Here is an 18,992-nt window from a genome sequence, read left to right on the forward strand (position 1 = left end):
AGATTGTTACTTTTTATTTTAAGTTGTCTAAATAATGTTCCGCATCTAAAGCAGCCATGCAACCAGTTCCTGCAGATGTAATGGCTTGTCGATAAACATGATCCATAACATCACCTGCAGCAAAAATACCTTCGATACTAGTTTGTGTGGCATTGCCTTGAGTACCTGATTGTACTTTGATATAACCACCATTTAGTTCAAGTTGACCTTCAAATATAGTGGTATTGGGTTTGTGACCAATGGCGATAAATACACCTAAAACTGAGATGTCTTCGGTTATGTTAGGGGCTTGTGTGCTACGGATCCTAACACCTGTTACGCCCATATCATCACCTAATACTTCGTCAACGATGCGATGAGTATGTAAAATCACTTTGCCTTCTTTGACTTTTTCAGCCAAGCGATCCATTAATATTTTTTCAGCTCTAAAGCTGTCTCGACGGTGAATTAAGTGTACTTCACTCGCAATATTGGCTAAGTAAAGTGTTTCTTCAACAGCTGTATTACCACCGCCTACGACAGCAACTTTTTGGTTGCGGTAAAAAAATCCGTCGCAGGTTGCACACGCAGATACGCCTTTACTTTTAAACGCCTCTTCAGATGGTAGACCAAGATATTGTGCCGAAGCACCTGTTGCAATAATGAGTGCATCACAGCTATATTCAGTCTCACTACCAAAAAGCTTATAAGGCTTAGTGCTAAAATCGACACGATCAATTTGATCTAAAATAATTTCAGTATTAAATCTTTCGGCATGTTCTTGCATTTTGAGCATTAATTCAGGTCCTGTTAGATCAGGTGCACCTGCTGGCCAGTTTTCAAGGTCGGTGGTGGTAGTGAGTTGCCCACCTTGTTGCATTCCTGTAATTAATACGGGTGAAAGGTTAGCTCGAGCTGCATAAACAGCAGCAGTATAGCCCGCTGGACCAGAACCAAGTATTAATAGGCGTGCGTGTTTGGTTTTCATGTTTAAATCCTTACTTATTTTTAATTTTGATTATTTTAAACAAAATTAACTTAATTTATGACTGATAAGTCTAACATTATCAATCTTCAAGGTGCAAAATAATTCATTATTGTAGTGATAGGCTGTAACAATAAGAACGATTTACTTTGTTGTATTGGTTGTATTGAGCAAGGTTATCTTTTTATTTTCAATTGCTTTATATATCTTTGTTATTTTTTTAAATTATGTTTATTTTTGTTTTTTATTTTCTGTGTTTAAAATATGCACTTTTATTTTTAACTTTATTTTTCCATTATCTGATAATCTTTTTTGATTATTGGTTTATTTTATATCCTGACAAAAGTAAGGGGAAGACGATATGGATAATCCTTCAAAGGATAATGCAGAAGCCGTGCTTAGAAAAATTAATTGGGCACAAGAGATTTTAAATTCAGTACAACAAAATGTTAGTGACCCTCAAATTGGTAATATTTTATCGGGTATTTCATTTATTATGGATTCGGCCTCAATGGATGCTGAGGCACTTTATCAATCCATTAAGTAATATTCAATAAAGTAATATTTATACTTACTGCCTTCATTCGTTGTTTGGTAATAAAGGACGAAGGTAGTAAGTGGTTAAATTGATTTAACTGTTATCTGATAGATGCGTAGTTAAGTCTGAAAGCGACCAACGGATATGTGCAGTAGGTTCGTTGATGCGGTAACCAAAAGCCAAACAAAGTCCAACACCAAATGAGTCACCGCCAAATTGGGGAATGTGTTTTTCTAGAATTTTTATGACTTTATCATGATCAAATCCACCAATAGCACACGAGTCAATACCACGAAATGCTGCTGCCGTCATCATATTGGCACTAGCGATATAGTCTTGCATTTCTGACCAGTGGTTGATGGTTAAGCCGTCGGCTAAGCCTTGTTCGCAAAAATTGATAAAGCCTTGGCAAGCAATATCAATATCGGTTTGATTATTGGGATCGGGTAAGGTGCGTGCAATTGTTTGTCGTAAATAATCGCTCTGTAACGTAAAATTATTCGCTTTGCGGTAAAGCACAATTACAAAATGCGAACAGCTTGTGACTTGCTCTTGGTTGTAGCAAACATTGCGTAATTCAACTTTTATTTTGTGGCTATCAACCACTACAAAATGCCAAGGTTCCATACCAAATGATGAAGGAGATTGTCGCCCTGCCTCTAATATATATTCAATATCATCATTGTTGATCTTTTTTGTGTCGTCAAATTTTTTACATGCATGTCTAAAGTCGAATGCTTGGGTTAGCTTGTCCATATTTTCTCCTAAGATTGGCTATTCCACGGGGCAACTTTTAATAATAATAACATACCAGGAATGGCAAGAATAAAACATAAACAAAAAAAGTTTGTCCATCCTAAATATTCAACCATAATACCTGTAGATGCATTAATTAACGTTCTAGGTATTGAAGCAATACTAGTAAATAAAGCAAATTGGGTTGCTGTATAAAGTGGGTTAGTTGTTTTTGCAATAAATGCGACAAAGGCAGCAGAACCAAGACCTACGCCAAGTGATTCAACTCCAATTACTATGGCTAATAATGTTTTTTGAAATGTTCCTATTGTAGTAAATGGTCCTTCTATCGAAAGCCAAACAAATCCTAAAATTGATATAACTTGAACAACGCCAAAAGACCATAGTGCTCTGTTTATGCCTATTTTGATCATCAAAATACCGCCCATTAATGCACCAAACACACTTGGCCATAACGAGGCATTTTTTGCAATCCAACCAATATCGGGGCGACTGTAACCCATTTGTAAATAAAAATTTGTAGCTAAAGCGGTTGCCATGCTATCGCCTAGTTTATATAAAAATATGAATGTTAAAATTAATATGGCTGTTTTAAGTCCATTTCGAGTAATAAACTCACTAAATGGCTTAATGATGATATCTTCAAAAGTATGATTTTGGGGTGATTGGTTAATCGGCTCTTTCACTAATAGTGTCATGATGATGGCAGGTAGCATAAAAAGTCCTGTGATAATAAAAACACTATTCCATGGTAAGGTATTGGATAATATCAGCGATAATGACCCAGGTACTAAACCTGCAATACGATAGGCATTAGTATGAATACTATTACCAAGTCCTAATTCTTTATCAAGTAATAACTCTCGTCTAAAAGCATCCAGTGCAATATCTTGTGTGGCTGAAAACAGCGCAATAATAAAGCAAATAGTAGCTATTAACCAAATATTTAATGAAGGTGAAAAAAATCCCAATATTGCGATCGAAAATAAAAGTATTATTTGTGAACCAAGCATCCAACCACGTCGTCGCCCTAAATTAAAGAGTGAAATGTTATCCATCAATGGTGACCACATGAATTTTAAAATATAGGGGATCTGTGTTAATGAGAAAGCACTAATCGCTTTGATATTAATACCATCACTTTCTAGCCATGCAGGTAATAGTTGTAATAATAAATAAAAAGGAAGACCAGAAGCAAAACCCGTAAAAATGCAGATCATCATCTTGGTAGTAAAAATGGTTTTTAAAAGTGAATTTTGCGAATTATTCATTATTTAACTTTAATGGTTAGTTTTTTTGCAAAGTGTTATCATATCACACAACACCAAAAAATAATTCTACAAGCCAAGATAAACCGTTACCTAAAGTCATTTTTCAAAAAACCAAGAGTGGTATTGAATAAATATGTTTCAGTATAAAATTTAATGCCAATATTCAGTTAAAAATTAACTAATTATCATCAAAAGGGGTTCAGTAATATGAAAAGTTCAATCAAAGTTGCTGTCTTTAGTAGTAAGCATTATGACAAAGAACATTTAGACATCACAAATAAAAAATTTGGTTTTGATATTGAATATTATGAGCATAAATTAAGTCATAAAACAGTGGTTACTGCCCAAGGTTATGATGCGGTCTGTGCATTTGTGAACGATGAAATAGATAAAAAAGTACTTCAAAAATTAGCCAGTTTTGGTATTAAAATTTTAGCACTTCGCTGTGCTGGGTTTGATAATGTTGATTTAGGCGAGGCTGAAAAACTAGGCATTACTATTGTCCGTGTTCCTGCTTATTCTCCCGAAGCTGTTGCGGAACATGCAGTGGCATTAATGATGACACTAAACAGAAGAACTCATAAGGCTTATCAACGAACTCGTGATGCAAACTTTTCGTTAGATGGCTTGACTGGCTTTAATATGCACAATCGTACTGCTGGGGTTATTGGTACTGGCAAAATTGGTCAAGCTGTTATCCGCATCTTGAAAGGTTTTGGTATGCATATTCTTGCTTATGATCCTTATCCAAATGATATTGCAGTTGAGTTAGGGGCACAATATGTTGAGTTAGATGAGTTATATGCAAAATCAGATGTGATTACGCTACATTGCCCAATGACGCCTGAAAATTATCATTTATTGAATAAAGAATCTTTTCAAAAGATGAAAGATGGTGTGATGATTATCAATACCAGTCGTGGAGCATTACTTGACGCAACAGCCGCAATTGATGCATTAAAACAATCAAAAATAGGTGCTTTGGGGATGGATGTTTATGAAAATGAACGTGATCTCTTTTTTGAAGATAAATCTAATGATGTTATTTTAGATGATGTTTTCCGCCGTTTGTCTTCTTGTCATAACGTTATTTTTACTGGTCATCAAGCCTTTTTAACACAAGAAGCGTTATTGAATATTTCTGATACCACGTTAAATAATATTAAGCAAATATCTGAAGGTAAACCATGTCCAAATATTGTTAAATAACAATAAATATTTTATGATGTTGTCGATTTTTCAACTACTTAAAATATGGTTTTTTTATGCAACGCATTATCGTTTTTGTTAGTTTAATTTTATTACTTACAGCTTGTAGTAATAAGCGATCGCCAACATCACCAATGAAAGAACACCGTGGACATACCAATGTCAAAGGTGGGGTTTATCTTGAAAAAGATCACAATCAGGAAAAAAACACAAGTGCCCCATTAGCGGTCGATCAAGAAAAGTTTATCGATAGAATGGTTAGTAAACATGGTTTTAACCGCCAACAGTTGCGTAATGTGCTTGCACAAGCCAATAAGCTTGATTGGGCCATTAATTTAATGGATAAACAAGCGCCAAAAGCAGGTTCATCAACAGTACCAAATGGCGCTTGGATTCGATATAAAAATAAATTTATTACTGCAAGTAACCTTCCTCGAGGTGTTGAATTTTGGAATCAATACCAAAAAGAACTACAGCGTGCTTATAATGAATACGGTGTTCCACCCGAAATTATTGTTGGTATTATTGGTGTCGAAACCGGTTGGGGCAGAGTAATGGGTAAAACCAAAATTATTGATGCTCTATCAACGCTGGCTTTTTATTACCCAAGGCGTGCACAGTACTTTTCTAATGAGCTAGAAGACTTTTTGGTAATGTGTCGAGATGAAGGCGTTGATCCTTTTGATTTAAGCGGATCGTTTGCCGGAGCAATGGGATATGGTCAATTTATGCCTTCAGCATTTAGACGTCACGCTGTCGATTTTAATCATGATGGGCATATTGATTTATGGGATCCTGTTGATGCTATCGGTAGTGTAGCTAATTATTTTAAATCACATGGTTGGCAACGAGGTAAAAAAGTAGCGGTCATTGCTGATGGTCAAGCTCCATCTCTTAATACTGGTTTTAGTACCAAATACTCAATTGAAGAGCTTGCAAAATCGGGATTAAAGCCTCGAAGCTCTTTAGATGGACATACGCAAGTTAGCTTATTACGGCTTGATGTGGGGGATAGTTATCAATTTTGGTATGGATTACCAAACTTTTATACTATCACCCGTTATAATCACAGTACACATTATGCCATGGCCGTTTGGCAATTAGGGCTGGCGGTAAAAGACGCAAGATAACGATTTTTTGCTTAGTACTAATCGAATATTGGCTTGTGTTATAGGTTTAAGGTCGCAATTGCGACCTTTTTTGTGGCAATAATACTAAGAAATGGTTAACTTTATGGCTAGCAATAATAGAAAAAGACCAAAAAATCGGATTAATTTTTTTATTGATAATTTTTGCGCAATTTGCACACCTACTTTAGCCATCGGTATACTTGCTAACATAATAACTAATGCTGCAGGTAAATAAACAAAACCTAAACAATATTGTGGCAATTGTGAGTTATTCCAACCAGCTATTATATAACCAATGGTTCCACCAATCGCAACTGGTAAGGTAAATGCGGCCGATGTCCCAATTGCTTTACGCATATCTACACCACACCTTTTCAAAAAAGGAATAACTAATACACCGCCACCAACGCCGACAAGAGCGGAGAAAATACCAATTACAGTGCCAGCAAATACAAAAATGTAATTATTAAAAGAAGTATCTTTACTGAATTGATTTTCTTGTTTTTTGTCTATCTGTAAAATAAATTTAACACTTACATAGATAAGAAATAGAATAAAAATCCATTTTAACCAATTTCCTGGAATATAAGGCGTCATATACGAACCACATAACGTACCAATTATACAACCTAAAACCATTTTTTTTAGGATTGGCCACTGAATATTGTGGTTTTTATTGTGTATATAGCTAGATGATAAACTAGTGCCAATAATTGTGGCTAATGATGTCGCAATAGCAATATGGTTAATCCATGCCTCGCCCAGATTGAAATAACTCAAAGTGAAGATTAAAGCAGGCACAATTAATGCGCCACCCCCAACACCAAACATACCCGCTAATAACCCTGCGGCTGCACCAATACAGAGAAAGATTAGAAACTCAAAAATCATATTCAATCCTTAAGGTGACGCTAAACAAATAACCAGTTTATTGGTCGTTAAGTGAAAATTAAAGCTAGGATATATTCGTTGCAAAATTCTCTTTATTTTACCTGAGTTATTTAAGATATATCAATGAATCTATTAGCAAACAGTTTTATATTGTTATTCGTTTTGCTCAAAAAACTACAAGGCAAAAGATGACATAATAACTAAAAACCTTTATGTTATTTACTAAATTGTAACGCATTAATAGTTTAAAGATAAATTGAAAAGGAGCAAATAATGAAAGATCGTTTAAAGTGGGTTGATGATTTTGGCTTTTTAGGCGAAACCGCAAGTGGGCATTCGTTAGTTATGGATGGAGGTATTGAACATGGTGGTCACAATCGAGGGGCTCGTCCTATGGAGCTTTTGTTGCATGGTGCTGCGGGATGTATGGCCTATGATATTATTGCTATTTTAAAAAATAATAAAAAAGATGTGCGCGATCTTTGGATTGATATTGATAAAAATCAAGCTGAATCTTCGCCTAAGGTGTATACGTCAATTAGTTTTCATATTGTTATTACGGGCATTAATATTGATAGCGAAGCAGTTGAAAGAGCCATAAAACTTGCTTCAGAAAAATATTGTAGTGCTTCTATCATGTTAGGCAAAACAGCAAAAATGTCGTATACCTATGAAATTAGAGAGCATCAGTAAACGTTATGCTTATAACTAATAATTATAATCTAATAACAAGCTGATCTTAGTGTGTTTTGCATTAATCATTTAATATTTTACCTTATTGATAATTATGATACGAGAATGATAATGCAACAGTTAAGTAAAAATATGCGATTCCGGGATTTGGTTATTCTGGGATTGCTTTTTATTGGACCCGCAGCACCGATAGGGCTATTTGGTGTTTTAAATGCAATAAGCGATGGTGCGATTGCTTTAGTTTATATTGTTGCAACTTTTGTGATGGCTTTTACGGCCCTTTCTTATGCAAGAATGGCAAATGCACTGCCACATGCAGGAGCGGTTTATGCCTATTGTTCTATTGGTATTCACCCTAATGTGGGATTTTTAGTCGGTTGGTTATTGTTACTTGATTATATGTTTATCCCTGCGGTTGCTTACTTATTTAGCGGTATATCGCTAAATGCTTTGATTCCCGATGTACCAATATGGATATGGACTTGCTTGGCGGTTATATTAACCACGGTGCTGAATTTAATTGGCGTTAAAAAATCAGCTAAAATCACTTTAGTCATCTTAATATTTGAAATTATTGTACTGTTTGCGGTTCTATCTGTTGGTATTTGGATCATTACTACTAGCGGTATTAGTCGAGATTGGTTACAACCTTTCAGGGGGGGGGATTTGTTTAGTTGGGGAAACCTGTTTAATGCTGTGTCTATAGCTGTATTATCTTATTTGGGGTTTGATGCTATTGCGACTTTTTCTGAAGAAAATGGCGGTCGCCATAATATAGTAAGTAAAGCGATTATGACCTGCTTAATTTTAGCTGGTTGTCTATTTGTGGTGCAAATTTATGTCGGTGCTTTACTTAATCCTTATACTCCAGAATATCTGCGTAGCCATCCAGAATTGCAGGGTAAAGCGTACTATAATATTGTCAATCAAGAGATTAATTTGTGGTTAGGTTGGTCGCTTAGTTTTATGAAGGCCATTGGGGCTTCATTTGCAGCAATGGTTGGGCAAGCTGCAGCAAGTCGACTTTTATTTAGTATGGGGCGTGATAAGCGTTTACCATCATTCTTGGCTAAAGTTGGTAAAAAAAGTGGTGTACCAACAATGGCTGTTATATTTGTTGCTTTATTTAACTTATGTTTAGTGGTTATTGCTGCTAATAACGCTAAAGGGTTACCTACTTTAGTGTCATTTGTTGATGTTGGCGCGTTAGCCGCATTTATTATGCTACATCTATCTGTTATTGGCTATTTCAAGCTTAAAAAAGGATCTACAGGATGGCTTTCGTGGGTGATAGATGTTGTGATGCCAATTATCGGAATTGTGGTGCTATTGCCAATATTATTTCATATTAATAATGACGCAAAAATTGTTGGTGTTATTTGGCTAGTAGTGGGTGGCATTATTCTCTATTTAAACAAAGGCCGAACACAATTAACATGGCTACAACAACGTAAATAGCTAACGTCATACATTTATTGAAGGTTTATAGGGAATGTGATAATGTTCCCTCATTTTTCCCCAAAAAGTTATCACAAAATGCTATCAGAAATATTACGAGGTGCATTAATTTCAGCAAGTCTAATTATTGCCATTGGGGCTCAAAATTTATTTGTGCTTAAACAAGGGATATTAAAAAATTATATCTTTTTTGTAGTAGTAATCTGCTTTGTCTGTGATTTTGCACTAATGTCAGTAGGTATTTTGGGAGTGGGGACATTTATTAGTACTAATTTGCTAATAACTCGTATTCTTGCCACTTTAGGGGCGATTTTTTTGAGTTGGTATGGTTTTTCATCTTTTAAAAGTGCCGTTCAAGGTAATAGTTATTTGCAAATAGAATCTCAAAATTTGCAAAATAGTCGTTTATCCAAAGTGATACTAGCAACCTTGGCTGTTACTTTACTCAATCCTCATGTTTATTTAGATACCGTTGTTATTGTGGGTGGTATTGCTAGTACATTAACAAATGAACAAAAATTGGCTTTTTTAATTGGTGCTGTTTGTGTTTCGTTCATTTGGTTTTTTGGGATAGGTTATGGTGCAAGACTGCTAACACCGCTATTTAAACAAAAAAAGGTTTGGATCATATTGGACTTTTTGATTGGGTGTACGATGTTTTATATCGCTTATCAATTAGCTTGGTATGTTTTTGATAGTTATTAATATTATATTATGGTACTTTATAAGATAAAAAGAACTATTTTTTCTTTTTATCTTAAAGACAAATTTAACCATGAATGGAAAACCTTAAAAAGGTTGTTATGAGTTTTGTAACTATTTGTTGTTTTGGGGAAATTTTTCTAACGTTAGCGTAGTGTTATCTTCGATTTTTTGTTTAATTAGATTAATCTGATTTGTTTTGGAATAGTATAATCAAATGGTGGGTCGTGAGCGATTCGAACGCTCGACCAACGGATTAAAAGTCCGCTGCTCTACCGACTGAGCTAACGACCCATCTGAAGATGGTGGGTGATACCGGGTTCGAACCAGTGACCCCCTCCTTGTAAGGGAGGTGCTCTCCCAACTGAGCTAATCACCCCAAATGTTTTTATTTCTAAAACGTCACGGTAAAGATTGGTGGGTGATACCGGGTTCGAACCAGTGACCCCCTCCTTGTAAGGGAGGTGCTCTCCCAACTGAGCTAATCACCCTTACCGTGTGGATGTGCATTATAAGGCACGTCTTATTTCAGTCAACCTTTTTTTTTAAATTTCTCTAAAATCGGCTTTGTTCGATTTAATTTTAAACATTTTTTGGGTGATAGTTCGCAAAAATTACTTTTCTCTATTTTTATTTAGTAAAGAATTACTATGATGAAGCGATTCGGTTATCACAAATAAAAAGTTAATCCATCATGGTTTTTAATAAAGAACGTGTCATTATTTATGTTCAGCCCACTATTTTACGATATAAGACAGTGAGCTCTGCCAAGCAAGTCACTACATTAGATATGAGCGATGATTTAGTTGCATTTCATTATCAAAATGAAGCTGATATCGATTTATTTTTAAGTGATTTACAAAAGAAATTTGTGGGACGGACTGAATTTGAACTTAATTTGGACGTCAATTTAATCCAAACACAACAACTTACTTTACCAGACATAAAGTTAAAATTAAGTGAATTAATTTTATATATTGAAGCTAACATTTATAAATTATTTCAATTACCCACTAAAAATGTATTTTTTGATTTTGTTTATCCAACCAAACAAAATAAATACGTTACCGTGATGATAACTGAGCGCAATAACATTGAAAATTGGGTAAATATTTTTAAAAAATATGAACTACGATTAACATTTGTTGGTTGTCGATTTGACCATGCTGAAATTAATTTTTTACCTTGGCGACAAGAAAAGCAAATAAAACACCAACGGCAATTAGCGTACACAATTGTTAGTTTTATCGGCATAATTAGCTGTTTGCTTTGTTATTGGTGGATTCAAGCGCGAAATGAACAGCAATATTATGAGCAAAAACTACTAGAACAACAGCAGGTAGTACAAAAACTCACGGCTGAATTATCTAGTTACTTACCTAACCCATCATTAAGTCAAAAGCAGATCCAAAATGCATTATTGTTGTTTTCAGAACAATTGCCTTCGGTTATTTGGTTGAATTCTTTTTATTATGAACACCAAAAAGTTAGGATTGATGGGCAAAGTTTTAGCTATGTTGAATTAACTAATTTTAATCAGAATCTGTTAACAATGAAAAATATCAACAACAGTCAAATAAATAGCGTCTTATCTAATAAAACGAACTTAGTTTTTGAAATGGAAATGCGCCTTAATGAACAATGATTTTTTTAATCGCCCAATTTGGCAACAATATCTGCTGTCTATATTTTGTTGTTTGGCAGTTTTTGCAGTTGTTTATCTATTTTTTATCCACGATATTGAGCAACAAGCTAGATTAAATGCCAACGCATATCAACAAAAAATCACTGAAACGCAGCTATTACAGAACAAAGTGAATCGTTATCAAACAAGTAAAAATAGTTTATATAGTTTGATATCAGAACAAGAGCTAGCACAGGCGATCGAACAACATCACCTAGTGTTAAGTGCCTTTAAGCGCTATCAAGCAGACCAAACAGTGAATTGGGATATAGAGCTAAATGGTCAGTTTTTTAATTTTATGAATTTAATTTCATCATTAACCAATGATTTTTATTTTCTTGATTTTCAAAACCTAAAAATTAGTAAACAAGATCAGCAGTTACAGATCACCTTTACATTATTGTTTAAAAAGGATAATGAGTGATGCGTTATTTATTTTTATGCATCGGTTTATTGTTTTTTGTCTGTTTTGACCTAAAAGCAGACAAGCCTTTAGAACGGGATCCTTTTCAACCATATTATTCGATTTCTTGTAGTGAACAAACCGAACAACTGCTTGAACAAATTCAAATTTGGCATTTTAGGGGAATAATGAAACAAATAGATCAAAATTATCAACAGATTTGGCTAGTATCCGATAATCAATGGCTAGCAATAACCGATGATGCTGTGCCAAATGTCTTATTTCCTTGGCATGTGCAATCTTTACTTAACGATAAAATTATTTGGCAAGCAAATCTACCTGATTATTGCCATAACACTGTATCATGGACAATGCCTATCAATGAATAACAATCTTAAGAACCAACGGCTAAATCACTATATTAGCCTTATTACTCAAACTAAAAGCAATTTGGCAATAACAATTATTTTTATTTTTTTTATCATTGGAATAAAAGCCTGTTATGCCAATATCGATCAATCATTAAATGCCAAACAGCAAAAAAATGTCTCAATGACATTTTATCAAACCGACATTGCCATCATTTTACAGGCACTAGCTGATAGTAAACAGATGAATTTGGTTATGATAGAAGATTTACCCATAAAGCAAACCATTAAACTAAATAACGTTGATTGGAATAAAGCATTAAAGATCGTATTAGATTCAGCAAATTTACACGCAGAAATTGATGACAATATTTTGTTTGTTTCTAAATCACCAGATCCTGAAATATTGTTACAAAAACAACAATTAGCGCAAAAAGAACAAGAGTTTAACCAACCGCTTAGCTCATTATCAATACCGATTAATCATGCAGATCCAACAACGTTAATCGAGACAATTCAACAGCAAGGGCTACTTTCAGAAAGGGGAAAGGTAGCACTCGATAAACGTACCAATTCACTGATTATTACTGATTTAGCTAAACAATTTACTCAAATCAAAAAATTGGTAAAAACACTTGATAAACCCATGCCTCAAGTTCATATTTCAGCTCATATTGTCACTATGAGTGATGAAAGCATGTCACAGCTTGGTATTAAATGGGGGTATGCAGGTAAGTCATCGCAATTATTGGATAAGTTTGATGTTAGTCTTGGTGTAGCACATCCTACTACAACGGTGGGGTTTAATTTAGCAAAACTATCGGGAAGTTTGTTGAATTTGGAATTATCAGCGCTTGAATCTGAAAATCAACTAGAAATTATTGCTAGTCCAAATTTACTTACTTCTAATCAAAACATGGCATCGATAAAACAAGGTACCGAAATTCCTTACGAAGTGTCTAGTGGTAGCAATGGCGCGACATCGATTGAGTTTAAACCAGCGGTATTGGGGTTAGAAGTGACCCCTAAAATACTGTCTGATGATCGCATGATTTTAGATTTATATATTACACAAAATACAGCAGGGCGTTCAATAAAACGTAGTGATGGTGGCGAAGCGCTTGCAATTGATACACAAGAAATCAAAACACAAGTGCAAATAAAAAATGGGGAAACCCTTGTGTTAGGGGGAATCTTTCAACAGGTTAATACTAATAACAAACGTAAAGTTCCAGGTGTTGGTGACGTGCCTGTAATTGGCAATTTATTTAAACACAACAGCAAAAAACAGCAAAAACGTGAGTTAGTTATTTTTATTACACCACAATTAGTTGAGTAAATGTTAACGGAGTTGTATTATACTTTGACCTATTTTTGTTTTACTTTGATGCCTCATTACAGTTCAAAGTATATTATCTTAGTCATTATTATCATTTATTATAAAAGTCGAGAATATTATGCATGTTGTTGCTTCTGATTTAGACGGGACTTTATTAACGCCTGAACATAGCTTATCACCTTATACCAAACAAGTTCTTCAAGCACTCCGTAATAAAGGAATTCATTTTGTGTTTGCAACTGGCAGACACCATATTGATGTCGCACAAATGCGCGAAAATATGGAAATAGATGCTTTTATGATAACCTCAAATGGCGCAAGGGTGCATGATAGTCAAGGTAATTTAATCTTTAGCCAAAGTATTTCCCCCTTGCTTGCGAGTGAAATTGCTCAAATGAGTATGGATGATCCATTAATTTATACTCATTTATATCGTGGTGATCATTGGTTGATTAATAAAGAGGATACTTTCTCGTTAGAATTTTATCGTGATACACAGTTTACTTATCAATTATTCAATCCACTTGATTTTGATACTAATGATATTGCTAAAATTTATTTTACAACAACCGATGATGCACTTTATCCACATCTTGTTCAGTTAAAAAATCGACTAGAGGCTAAATTTGGCAATAAAATTAGTGTTGCCTTTTCAACATTAAATTGTCTTGAAGTCATGTCAGAAAATGTTTCAAAAGGCAGTGCATTAAAAAAAGTTGTTGAGAAACTCGGTTACAGTTTAAAAGACAGCATCGCTTTTGGTGATGGCATGAACGACTACGAAATGCTAAAAGTGGCAGGTAAAGGATGTATAATGCAAAATGGTAGTGCAGAATTAAAGAAACTATTACCAGAATTAGAAGTCATTGGACCGAACGCTCAAGATGCTGTTCCTCATTATCTAAGTAAGCTATTTTTATAATTATCAATACATTAAAAAATGAACATAACTATAGACAAAGAACTCAATACACTTGGATTGCGTTGTCCTGAACCTATTATGCTAATTAGAAAAACCATTCGAGAACTTGCTATAGGGCAAGTTCTTTATGTTATTGCCGATGATTTTGCTACGACGCGCGATGTTCCTAGTTTTTGCCGCCACATGGATCACGAATTACTCTCATTACAGATAGAATCAGAACCATATCAATATTGGATTAAAAAATCGCATTGATTAACAGTCATCTTAATAAAAAATTTTAGAAAAGTATGTCGTTGCATCAAGTGAATTCAATCTGTTTTAAGTAAAAACGTAATGTTCGCCAGTCATTCGGTTGGAGGTTATCAACCATTAGCCAAAGTGTACCGTTTTTTCCGTTTCGTCGAGATTTTAAATTTAAAATAACAACATAACGGAATATCAAAGGTTTATGCATTATATGCCAGCGTTGTTTGTGCCAATATATTTGATTAATATAATGAAATAGTGCAAATTCACTTTTAATTATTTTCAAATAATGCAGGCAACGCCACCATTCTATTATTAATAATGGAATGATAACAGAAGTACAATAGTTGAAAGCCGTGTTAGCAAACAAAACTAGACAAAGTGTTATTAGCACTGTATAAAAAAGCGTTGCAATGCATAATTGTTGCTTTGATATGCTAAGTTGTGTGCTCCACATAATACTTGTTTAACCTCAATTAAGTAAAAATAGAATTATTTCAAAATTCTGATAAAAATAGCTTAAAATAAAACTAAATATGGGAGATAATGCGCACAATTTTTTGTGATTTAATCAATGAACGATCGAATATTTGCATTTTTTGAAATGCTAAAATGAAGATCCTTACCTAAAGATAGGTTACGAACATTGGCGCAGAAAATTCTGATGCCATTATTTTTGCCTTAAAAAAATCTAAATAGGAAAGATTTGTGATATTAGTTAGAGTGTTGAAATTACTTCTAAAATTATTTATTGGTGCATTTCTTTGTGCTGTAGTTATTGGTATTGCAGGTTATGCTCATTATTCAAAAGAGCTTCCTGATGTTGCTACATTAAAAAATGTTCGCTTACAAACACCAATGCAAGTGCTAAGCAAAGATGGTGAATTAATTGCCATTTTTGGTGAACGACGCAGAACGCCGTTAAAATATGACGAGATCCCACCAATAGTCGTTAATGCCGTTATCGCAACAGAAGACTCACGCTTTTACGAACATTTTGGTATTGACCCGATTGGTATTGTTCGAGCCATGTATATTGGCTTAAAGCAAAAAGGGTTCTCCCAAGGTGGTAGTACTATCACTCAGCAAGTTGCTAAAAACTTCTTCCTAACACCTGAAAAAAGCATTGCACGGAAAGCAAAAGAGATAATCCTTGCGATTCGTATGGAAAAAGAACTATCAAAAGAAGAGATCATGGCACTATATCTTAACATGATCAATTTTGGTTCAAGAGCATACGGCGTTGCGGCAGCATCTTATACCTTCTTTGGTAAAACACCCGATCAATTAACAATTGATGAAGCGGCTTTATTGGCAGGCTTACCTAATGCACCATCGGCATATAATCCCATTTCTCATCCAGATCGTGCATTAATTAGACGTAATTGGGTATTAGGACGTATGTTAGATCAATCTTATATCACCCAAGCGCAATACGACGAAGCTATCAAAAAACCAATTAACGTAAGTTATCACTCGCCACAAATTGAATTTTCTGCCCCTTATGTTGCTGAAATGGCGCGTCAATTTATGTATGATAAATTTGGTGAAAACGCCTACACAGATGGCTATAAAGTCTATACAACTATTTCAAGAACCGATCAAATAGCAGCAACAGAAACAGTAAAAAAACATATTATTGATTACGACATCAGACATGGCTATCGTGGTGCTGAAAAAGTTCTATGGCAACCTAACGAAACTGCATGGGAAACAGATAAAATTCAACAAACGCTTAACAAATACATATGCTATAGTGGCATGTGTCCTGCGGTTGTCATGACATCATCAGATAAAGAAGCAACAGCGATACTATCTGATAAAAGTAATATAACCATTACATACCAAAACATGAAATGGGCACGCCCATTTATTAGCGATACAAGACAAGGTGCATTCCCGAAAAAAGTATCTGATACGCTCAAAGCAGGACAACTTATTTGGGTTAAAAAATCGGCTGAAGACTGGGAGCTAGCACAAATCCCTGCAGTTAATTCTGCGCTGGTGTCACTTGATTCAGATAATGGTGCAATCAAAGCGATAGTGGGTGGTTATGATTTTAACTTAAGCAAATTTAATCGAGCCACACAAGCACTAAGGCAATTAGGTTCTAACATTAAACCATTTATTTATGCTTCAACTTTAGAGCAAGGGCTAACAATGGCGACACTTCTTAATGATGCACCTATTGTTCGTTCAACGGGTAGTGCTACTTGGCGTCCTAAAAACTCACCACCAACTTATGCTGGACCATTAAGATTAAGAATTGGTTTAGGAATGTCTAAAAACGTCATGATGGTAAGAGCCTTACGTGCTGTTGGTATAGATTATGCGGCAAATTATTTAGAGCGTTTTGGCTTCCCTAAAGAAAACATCTCGCATAATGAATCATTAGCATTAGGCTCGGCATCGTTTACCCCGTTACAAGTAGCAAGAGCGTATTCGGTTATTGCTAATGGTGGTTACTTAATTACACCATATTTGATTGAGAAGATAGAATACAGTAATGGCACAGGTATGATTTATCAACATCAACCAATGATTGCGTGTCCAAGTTGTAATGACGATGTTGTCCCCGAGGATATCAAACCAGTGGTATCGTTAGATAATGTCGAAAACGAAGCTAACCAATCGGATAACGAAGAGCCAGAACAAGCTAACCTTAAGGCTGATGACGATTTAGTATTGCCTAATATCAACCCAAATGACAATAATACAGACGGCACACCAAAATATGCTCCACATACACTAAATAGTGGCATTGCATTTATTATGAAAGATGGCCTTCGCTCTATTGTATTTGGTGGTTCAAATTGGCAAGGTACTGCATGGCGAGTAAAAGCGCTCGGTCGTAAAGACGTTGGTGGTAAAACAGGAACAACCAACTCATCTAAAGATGTTTGGTTTTCGGGCTTTGGTGGCAATATTGTGACCACTGTATGGATGGGATTTGACGATCACCGTCGTGATTTAGGTCGAACATTCCGAGCCGAAGCAGGCGCTGTAACAGCAAATCCTATATGGGTTGATTATATGAAAGTTGCTCTAAAAGATGTTCCTGTAAAACAAGATGTAAAACCTGACAATGTGATTTCGGTTACTATTGACCAAAAAACAGGATTATTACCTAGTTCTGGCTCTAAAACCATGTCAGAATATTTTATCAAAGGTACTGAACCAACAGGTTATGCGACAAAAGAAGTGGGTACAAAAGTAACAGATTCAGAGGGCAACACATCAGAACTATTCTGATAAAGGATTTAACATGAATGGTTCAATAAGAATTATTGGCGGAAAGTGGCGTGGGCGAAAATTAGCGGTGCTTGACAAGCAAGGACTACGCCCAACTACCGATCGCATTAAAGAAACCCTATATAACTGGTTAATGCCAGTTATCCAAGGTAGCTATTGTTTGGATTGTTTTTCAGGTAGCGGATCACTTGGCTTTGAAGCCGCATCAAGAGGTGCAAAAAGCGTTATCCTGCTTGAAAAAGACAAACAAGTTGCCATGCTACTCAACAAAAACAAGCAACAGATTGCTAGCGATGCTATTGATATTTATCATACAGATACTTTAGAATGGCTAAACAGACCAGCCTCAAAACAGTTTGATGTGGTCTTTATTGATCCGCCGTTTCACCAATCATTGGTTGCCAAAACAGTTAGCCAACTTGAGCAAAATAATTGGCTCAAACCATCGGCTTATGTCTATATTGAAACAGAAATAGGGCACGACCTAACAACTTATATCCCCATTCACTGGCGCTTACATCGCGAAAAAACCGCTGGCCAAGTTCACAGTTACCTTTTTATACGGGAAGATAATTAATGTTCATCTTTATTGGCAAAACTTTATACTCATTAATGTGGCTATTTTTATTATTTAACTTAATCCACCCTTACCCAAAACCGGCGAATGTGGTTGCTATTATCGGCTTAATCGCTTTTGCGGTTACTCATGGCTTACAAGCATGGATGTTAAACTCAACCATGACCAAACAGGAAAAACAACAAGACAAGTTCAAAGTATTGCGCCTGTTCTTATTTGGCGTTTTTGAATCACTTAGTTGGAAAGATAAAAAATAATAATAAAAAGTGGTTGCTAGATACAAAAATTTTTGTATAATGCTCACCACTTCTTTTGAAGCACCTCAATAAGCGGGAATAGCTCAGTTGGTAGAGCACGACCTTGCCAAGGTCGGGGTCGCGAGTTCGAACCTCGTTTCCCGCTCCAGTTATTAATTCATAGACGTCCAGTAACGTCTGTAGTAGCTCAAACTTAATCTGACAGACACGTATTACTCATCGGTTTTCATTTTAACAAAATGCATGTCCGATGAGCAAAATAAATTCTCCAATTGCTTTTCCTTAACCAACCCCTTTGCATCATTCCATGTTTGCCAGGGTGTCTTCCC

20 protein-coding genes and 4 tRNA genes are annotated in these 18,992 nt (G+C 35.2%); 16 read left to right on the forward strand and 8 right to left on the reverse strand.

Annotated elements, in window-relative coordinates; all coding sequences use genetic code 11:
* Window positions 1-13: 13 nt before the first annotated feature.
* Window positions 14-967, reverse strand: a complete 954-nt coding sequence (gene trxB / locus GQ589_RS09125; RefSeq protein ID WP_160425755.1) for a thioredoxin-disulfide reductase — start codon at window positions 965-967, stop codon at window positions 14-16.
* Window positions 968-1,325: 358 nt separating this feature from the next.
* Between trxB and GQ589_RS09130 the strand changes: the two genes are divergently transcribed.
* Window positions 1,326-1,511, forward strand: a complete 186-nt coding sequence (locus tag GQ589_RS09130) for a hypothetical protein (protein ID WP_160401520.1) — start codon at window positions 1,326-1,328, stop codon at window positions 1,509-1,511.
* An 84-nt stretch (window positions 1,512-1,595) separates the two neighbouring features.
* On the opposite strand, the gene GQ589_RS09135 is transcribed toward GQ589_RS09130, so the two are convergent.
* Entirely contained in the window at window positions 1,596-2,258 is a 663-nt protein-coding gene (locus GQ589_RS09135; protein WP_160401522.1) for an NAD(P)H-dependent oxidoreductase, read from the reverse strand.
* A gap of 8 nt (window positions 2,259-2,266) precedes the next feature.
* Window positions 2,267-3,529, reverse strand: coding sequence for an AmpG family muropeptide MFS transporter (locus tag GQ589_RS09140; protein ID WP_160425757.1), 1,263 nt, complete (start codon window positions 3,527-3,529; stop codon window positions 2,267-2,269).
* A 219-nt stretch (window positions 3,530-3,748) separates the two neighbouring features.
* On the opposite strand from GQ589_RS09140, the gene GQ589_RS09145 reads away from it, so the two are divergent.
* Window positions 3,749-4,738, forward strand: a complete 990-nt coding sequence (locus GQ589_RS09145; protein ID WP_160401560.1) for a 2-hydroxyacid dehydrogenase — start codon at window positions 3,749-3,751, stop codon at window positions 4,736-4,738.
* A gap of 56 nt (window positions 4,739-4,794) precedes the next feature.
* Window positions 4,795-5,868 (forward strand): lytic murein transglycosylase B, encoded by a 1,074-nt coding sequence (mltB, locus tag GQ589_RS09150; protein WP_160401524.1) that lies wholly within the window; start codon window positions 4,795-4,797, stop codon window positions 5,866-5,868.
* 84 nt (window positions 5,869-5,952) lie between these two features.
* On the opposite strand, the gene GQ589_RS09155 is transcribed toward mltB, so the two are convergent.
* Entirely contained in the window at window positions 5,953-6,759 is an 807-nt protein-coding gene (locus GQ589_RS09155) for a sulfite exporter TauE/SafE family protein (RefSeq protein ID WP_160411335.1), read from the reverse strand.
* 273 nt (window positions 6,760-7,032) lie between these two features.
* On the opposite strand from GQ589_RS09155, the gene GQ589_RS09160 reads away from it, so the two are divergent.
* From GQ589_RS09160 to GQ589_RS09170, 3 genes are all read left to right on the forward strand, one after another.
* On the forward strand, window positions 7,033-7,452 hold the full coding sequence (locus tag GQ589_RS09160; RefSeq protein WP_160425759.1) for an OsmC family protein: 420 nt from the start codon (window positions 7,033-7,035) through the stop codon (window positions 7,450-7,452).
* A gap of 111 nt (window positions 7,453-7,563) precedes the next feature.
* Complete coding sequence (locus GQ589_RS09165; protein ID WP_160425761.1) at window positions 7,564-8,910, forward strand: APC family permease; 1,347 nt, start codon at window positions 7,564-7,566, stop codon at window positions 8,908-8,910.
* 78 nt (window positions 8,911-8,988) lie between these two features.
* Entirely contained in the window at window positions 8,989-9,615 is a 627-nt protein-coding gene (locus GQ589_RS09170) for a LysE/ArgO family amino acid transporter (RefSeq protein WP_160425763.1), read from the forward strand.
* A gap of 215 nt (window positions 9,616-9,830) precedes the next feature.
* Here the strand turns inward: GQ589_RS09170 and GQ589_RS09175 are convergent.
* The 3 genes from GQ589_RS09175 to GQ589_RS09185 all read right to left on the reverse strand — a co-directional run bounded on the left by GQ589_RS09175 (window position 9,831) and on the right by GQ589_RS09185 (window position 10,103).
* A tRNA-Lys gene (locus GQ589_RS09175) sits at window positions 9,831-9,906 on the reverse strand.
* Window positions 9,907-9,915: 9 nt separating this feature from the next.
* Window positions 9,916-9,991 (reverse strand) — tRNA-Val (locus tag GQ589_RS09180).
* A gap of 36 nt (window positions 9,992-10,027) precedes the next feature.
* Window positions 10,028-10,103: transfer RNA gene (locus tag GQ589_RS09185), tRNA-Val, on the reverse strand.
* A 203-nt stretch (window positions 10,104-10,306) separates the two neighbouring features.
* Here GQ589_RS09185 and GQ589_RS09190 point away from each other — a divergent pair.
* The 6 genes from GQ589_RS09190 to tusA all read left to right on the forward strand — a co-directional run bounded on the left by GQ589_RS09190 (window position 10,307) and on the right by tusA (window position 14,583).
* A complete protein-coding gene (locus GQ589_RS09190; RefSeq protein WP_160425765.1) occupies window positions 10,307-11,257 on the forward strand; it encodes a PilN domain-containing protein in 951 nt (316 codons plus the stop codon).
* Window positions 11,247-11,720: a hypothetical protein gene (locus GQ589_RS09195; RefSeq protein WP_160411332.1), complete on the forward strand. Its 474-nt coding sequence runs from the start codon at window positions 11,247-11,249 to the stop codon at window positions 11,718-11,720. Before GQ589_RS09190 ends, GQ589_RS09195 begins: the two co-directional genes overlap by 11 nt.
* On the forward strand, window positions 11,720-12,088 hold the full coding sequence (locus GQ589_RS09200; RefSeq protein WP_160401533.1) for a hypothetical protein: 369 nt from the start codon (window positions 11,720-11,722) through the stop codon (window positions 12,086-12,088). The genes GQ589_RS09195 and GQ589_RS09200 overlap by 1 nt, the downstream gene beginning before the upstream one ends.
* Entirely contained in the window at window positions 12,081-13,406 is a 1,326-nt protein-coding gene (locus GQ589_RS09205; RefSeq protein WP_202115065.1) for a secretin N-terminal domain-containing protein, read from the forward strand. The genes GQ589_RS09200 and GQ589_RS09205 overlap by 8 nt, the downstream gene beginning before the upstream one ends.
* 115 nt (window positions 13,407-13,521) lie before the next feature.
* Window positions 13,522-14,328 (forward strand): Cof-type HAD-IIB family hydrolase, encoded by an 807-nt coding sequence (locus GQ589_RS09210; RefSeq protein ID WP_160425773.1) that lies wholly within the window; start codon window positions 13,522-13,524, stop codon window positions 14,326-14,328.
* 18 nt (window positions 14,329-14,346) lie between these two features.
* Window positions 14,347-14,583, forward strand: coding sequence for a sulfurtransferase TusA (gene tusA / locus GQ589_RS09215; protein ID WP_160401535.1), 237 nt, complete (start codon window positions 14,347-14,349; stop codon window positions 14,581-14,583).
* A 46-nt stretch (window positions 14,584-14,629) separates the two neighbouring features.
* On the opposite strand, the gene GQ589_RS09220 is transcribed toward tusA, so the two are convergent.
* A complete protein-coding gene (locus GQ589_RS09220; protein ID WP_160425767.1) occupies window positions 14,630-15,034 on the reverse strand; it encodes a protein YgfX in 405 nt (134 codons plus the stop codon).
* A gap of 269 nt (window positions 15,035-15,303) precedes the next feature.
* Between GQ589_RS09220 and GQ589_RS09225 the strand changes: the two genes are divergently transcribed.
* From GQ589_RS09225 to GQ589_RS09240, 4 genes are all read left to right on the forward strand, one after another.
* Entirely contained in the window at window positions 15,304-17,829 is a 2,526-nt protein-coding gene (locus GQ589_RS09225; protein WP_160425775.1) for a PBP1A family penicillin-binding protein, read from the forward strand.
* A 13-nt stretch (window positions 17,830-17,842) separates the two neighbouring features.
* Window positions 17,843-18,406 carry a 16S rRNA (guanine(966)-N(2))-methyltransferase RsmD gene (gene rsmD / locus GQ589_RS09230; RefSeq protein ID WP_160425769.1) on the forward strand — a complete coding sequence of 188 codons (564 nt, stop codon included), beginning with the start codon at window positions 17,843-17,845 and terminating at the stop codon, window positions 18,404-18,406.
* Window positions 18,406-18,663: a DUF1145 domain-containing protein gene (locus tag GQ589_RS09235; RefSeq protein WP_160401540.1), complete on the forward strand. Its 258-nt coding sequence runs from the start codon at window positions 18,406-18,408 to the stop codon at window positions 18,661-18,663. Before rsmD ends, GQ589_RS09235 begins: the two co-directional genes overlap by 1 nt.
* Window positions 18,664-18,735: 72 nt before the next feature.
* Window positions 18,736-18,811: transfer RNA gene (locus tag GQ589_RS09240), tRNA-Gly, on the forward strand.
* The last annotated feature ends 181 nt before the right edge of the window (window positions 18,812-18,992 follow it).

Origin of the sequence: Gilliamella sp. Pas-s27, from assembly GCF_009795865.1 — a bacterium.
Lineage (GTDB): Bacteria > Pseudomonadota > Gammaproteobacteria > Enterobacterales > Orbaceae > Gilliamella.

Coding starts and splice junctions, on each gene's coding strand:
- GQ589_RS09160 (WP_160425759.1), top strand. CDS start 7,033: ATGAAAGATCGTTTAAAGTGGGTTGATGATTTTGGCTTTTTAGGCGAA.
- GQ589_RS09135 (WP_160401522.1), bottom strand. CDS start 2,258: ATGGACAAGCTAACCCAAGCATTCGACTTTAGACATGCATGTAAAAAA.
- GQ589_RS09205 (WP_202115065.1), top strand. CDS start 12,081: ATGAATAACAATCTTAAGAACCAACGGCTAAATCACTATATTAGCCTT.
- trxB (WP_160425755.1), bottom strand. CDS start 967: ATGAAAACCAAACACGCACGCCTATTAATACTTGGTTCTGGTCCAGCG.
- GQ589_RS09130 (WP_160401520.1), top strand. CDS start 1,326: ATGGATAATCCTTCAAAGGATAATGCAGAAGCCGTGCTTAGAAAAATT.
- GQ589_RS09200 (WP_160401533.1), top strand. CDS start 11,720: ATGCGTTATTTATTTTTATGCATCGGTTTATTGTTTTTTGTCTGTTTT.
- GQ589_RS09235 (WP_160401540.1), top strand. CDS start 18,406: ATGTTCATCTTTATTGGCAAAACTTTATACTCATTAATGTGGCTATTT.
- GQ589_RS09165 (WP_160425761.1), top strand. CDS start 7,564: ATGCAACAGTTAAGTAAAAATATGCGATTCCGGGATTTGGTTATTCTG.
- tusA (WP_160401535.1), top strand. CDS start 14,347: ATGAACATAACTATAGACAAAGAACTCAATACACTTGGATTGCGTTGT.
- GQ589_RS09195 (WP_160411332.1), top strand. CDS start 11,247: ATGAACAATGATTTTTTTAATCGCCCAATTTGGCAACAATATCTGCTG.
- GQ589_RS09190 (WP_160425765.1), top strand. CDS start 10,307: ATGGTTTTTAATAAAGAACGTGTCATTATTTATGTTCAGCCCACTATT.
- GQ589_RS09155 (WP_160411335.1), bottom strand. CDS start 6,759: ATGATTTTTGAGTTTCTAATCTTTCTCTGTATTGGTGCAGCCGCAGGG.
- GQ589_RS09140 (WP_160425757.1), bottom strand. CDS start 3,529: ATGAATAATTCGCAAAATTCACTTTTAAAAACCATTTTTACTACCAAG.
- GQ589_RS09220 (WP_160425767.1), bottom strand. CDS start 15,034: ATGTGGAGCACACAACTTAGCATATCAAAGCAACAATTATGCATTGCA.
- GQ589_RS09170 (WP_160425763.1), top strand. CDS start 8,989: ATGCTATCAGAAATATTACGAGGTGCATTAATTTCAGCAAGTCTAATT.
- rsmD (WP_160425769.1), top strand. CDS start 17,843: ATGAATGGTTCAATAAGAATTATTGGCGGAAAGTGGCGTGGGCGAAAA.
- mltB (WP_160401524.1), top strand. CDS start 4,795: ATGCAACGCATTATCGTTTTTGTTAGTTTAATTTTATTACTTACAGCT.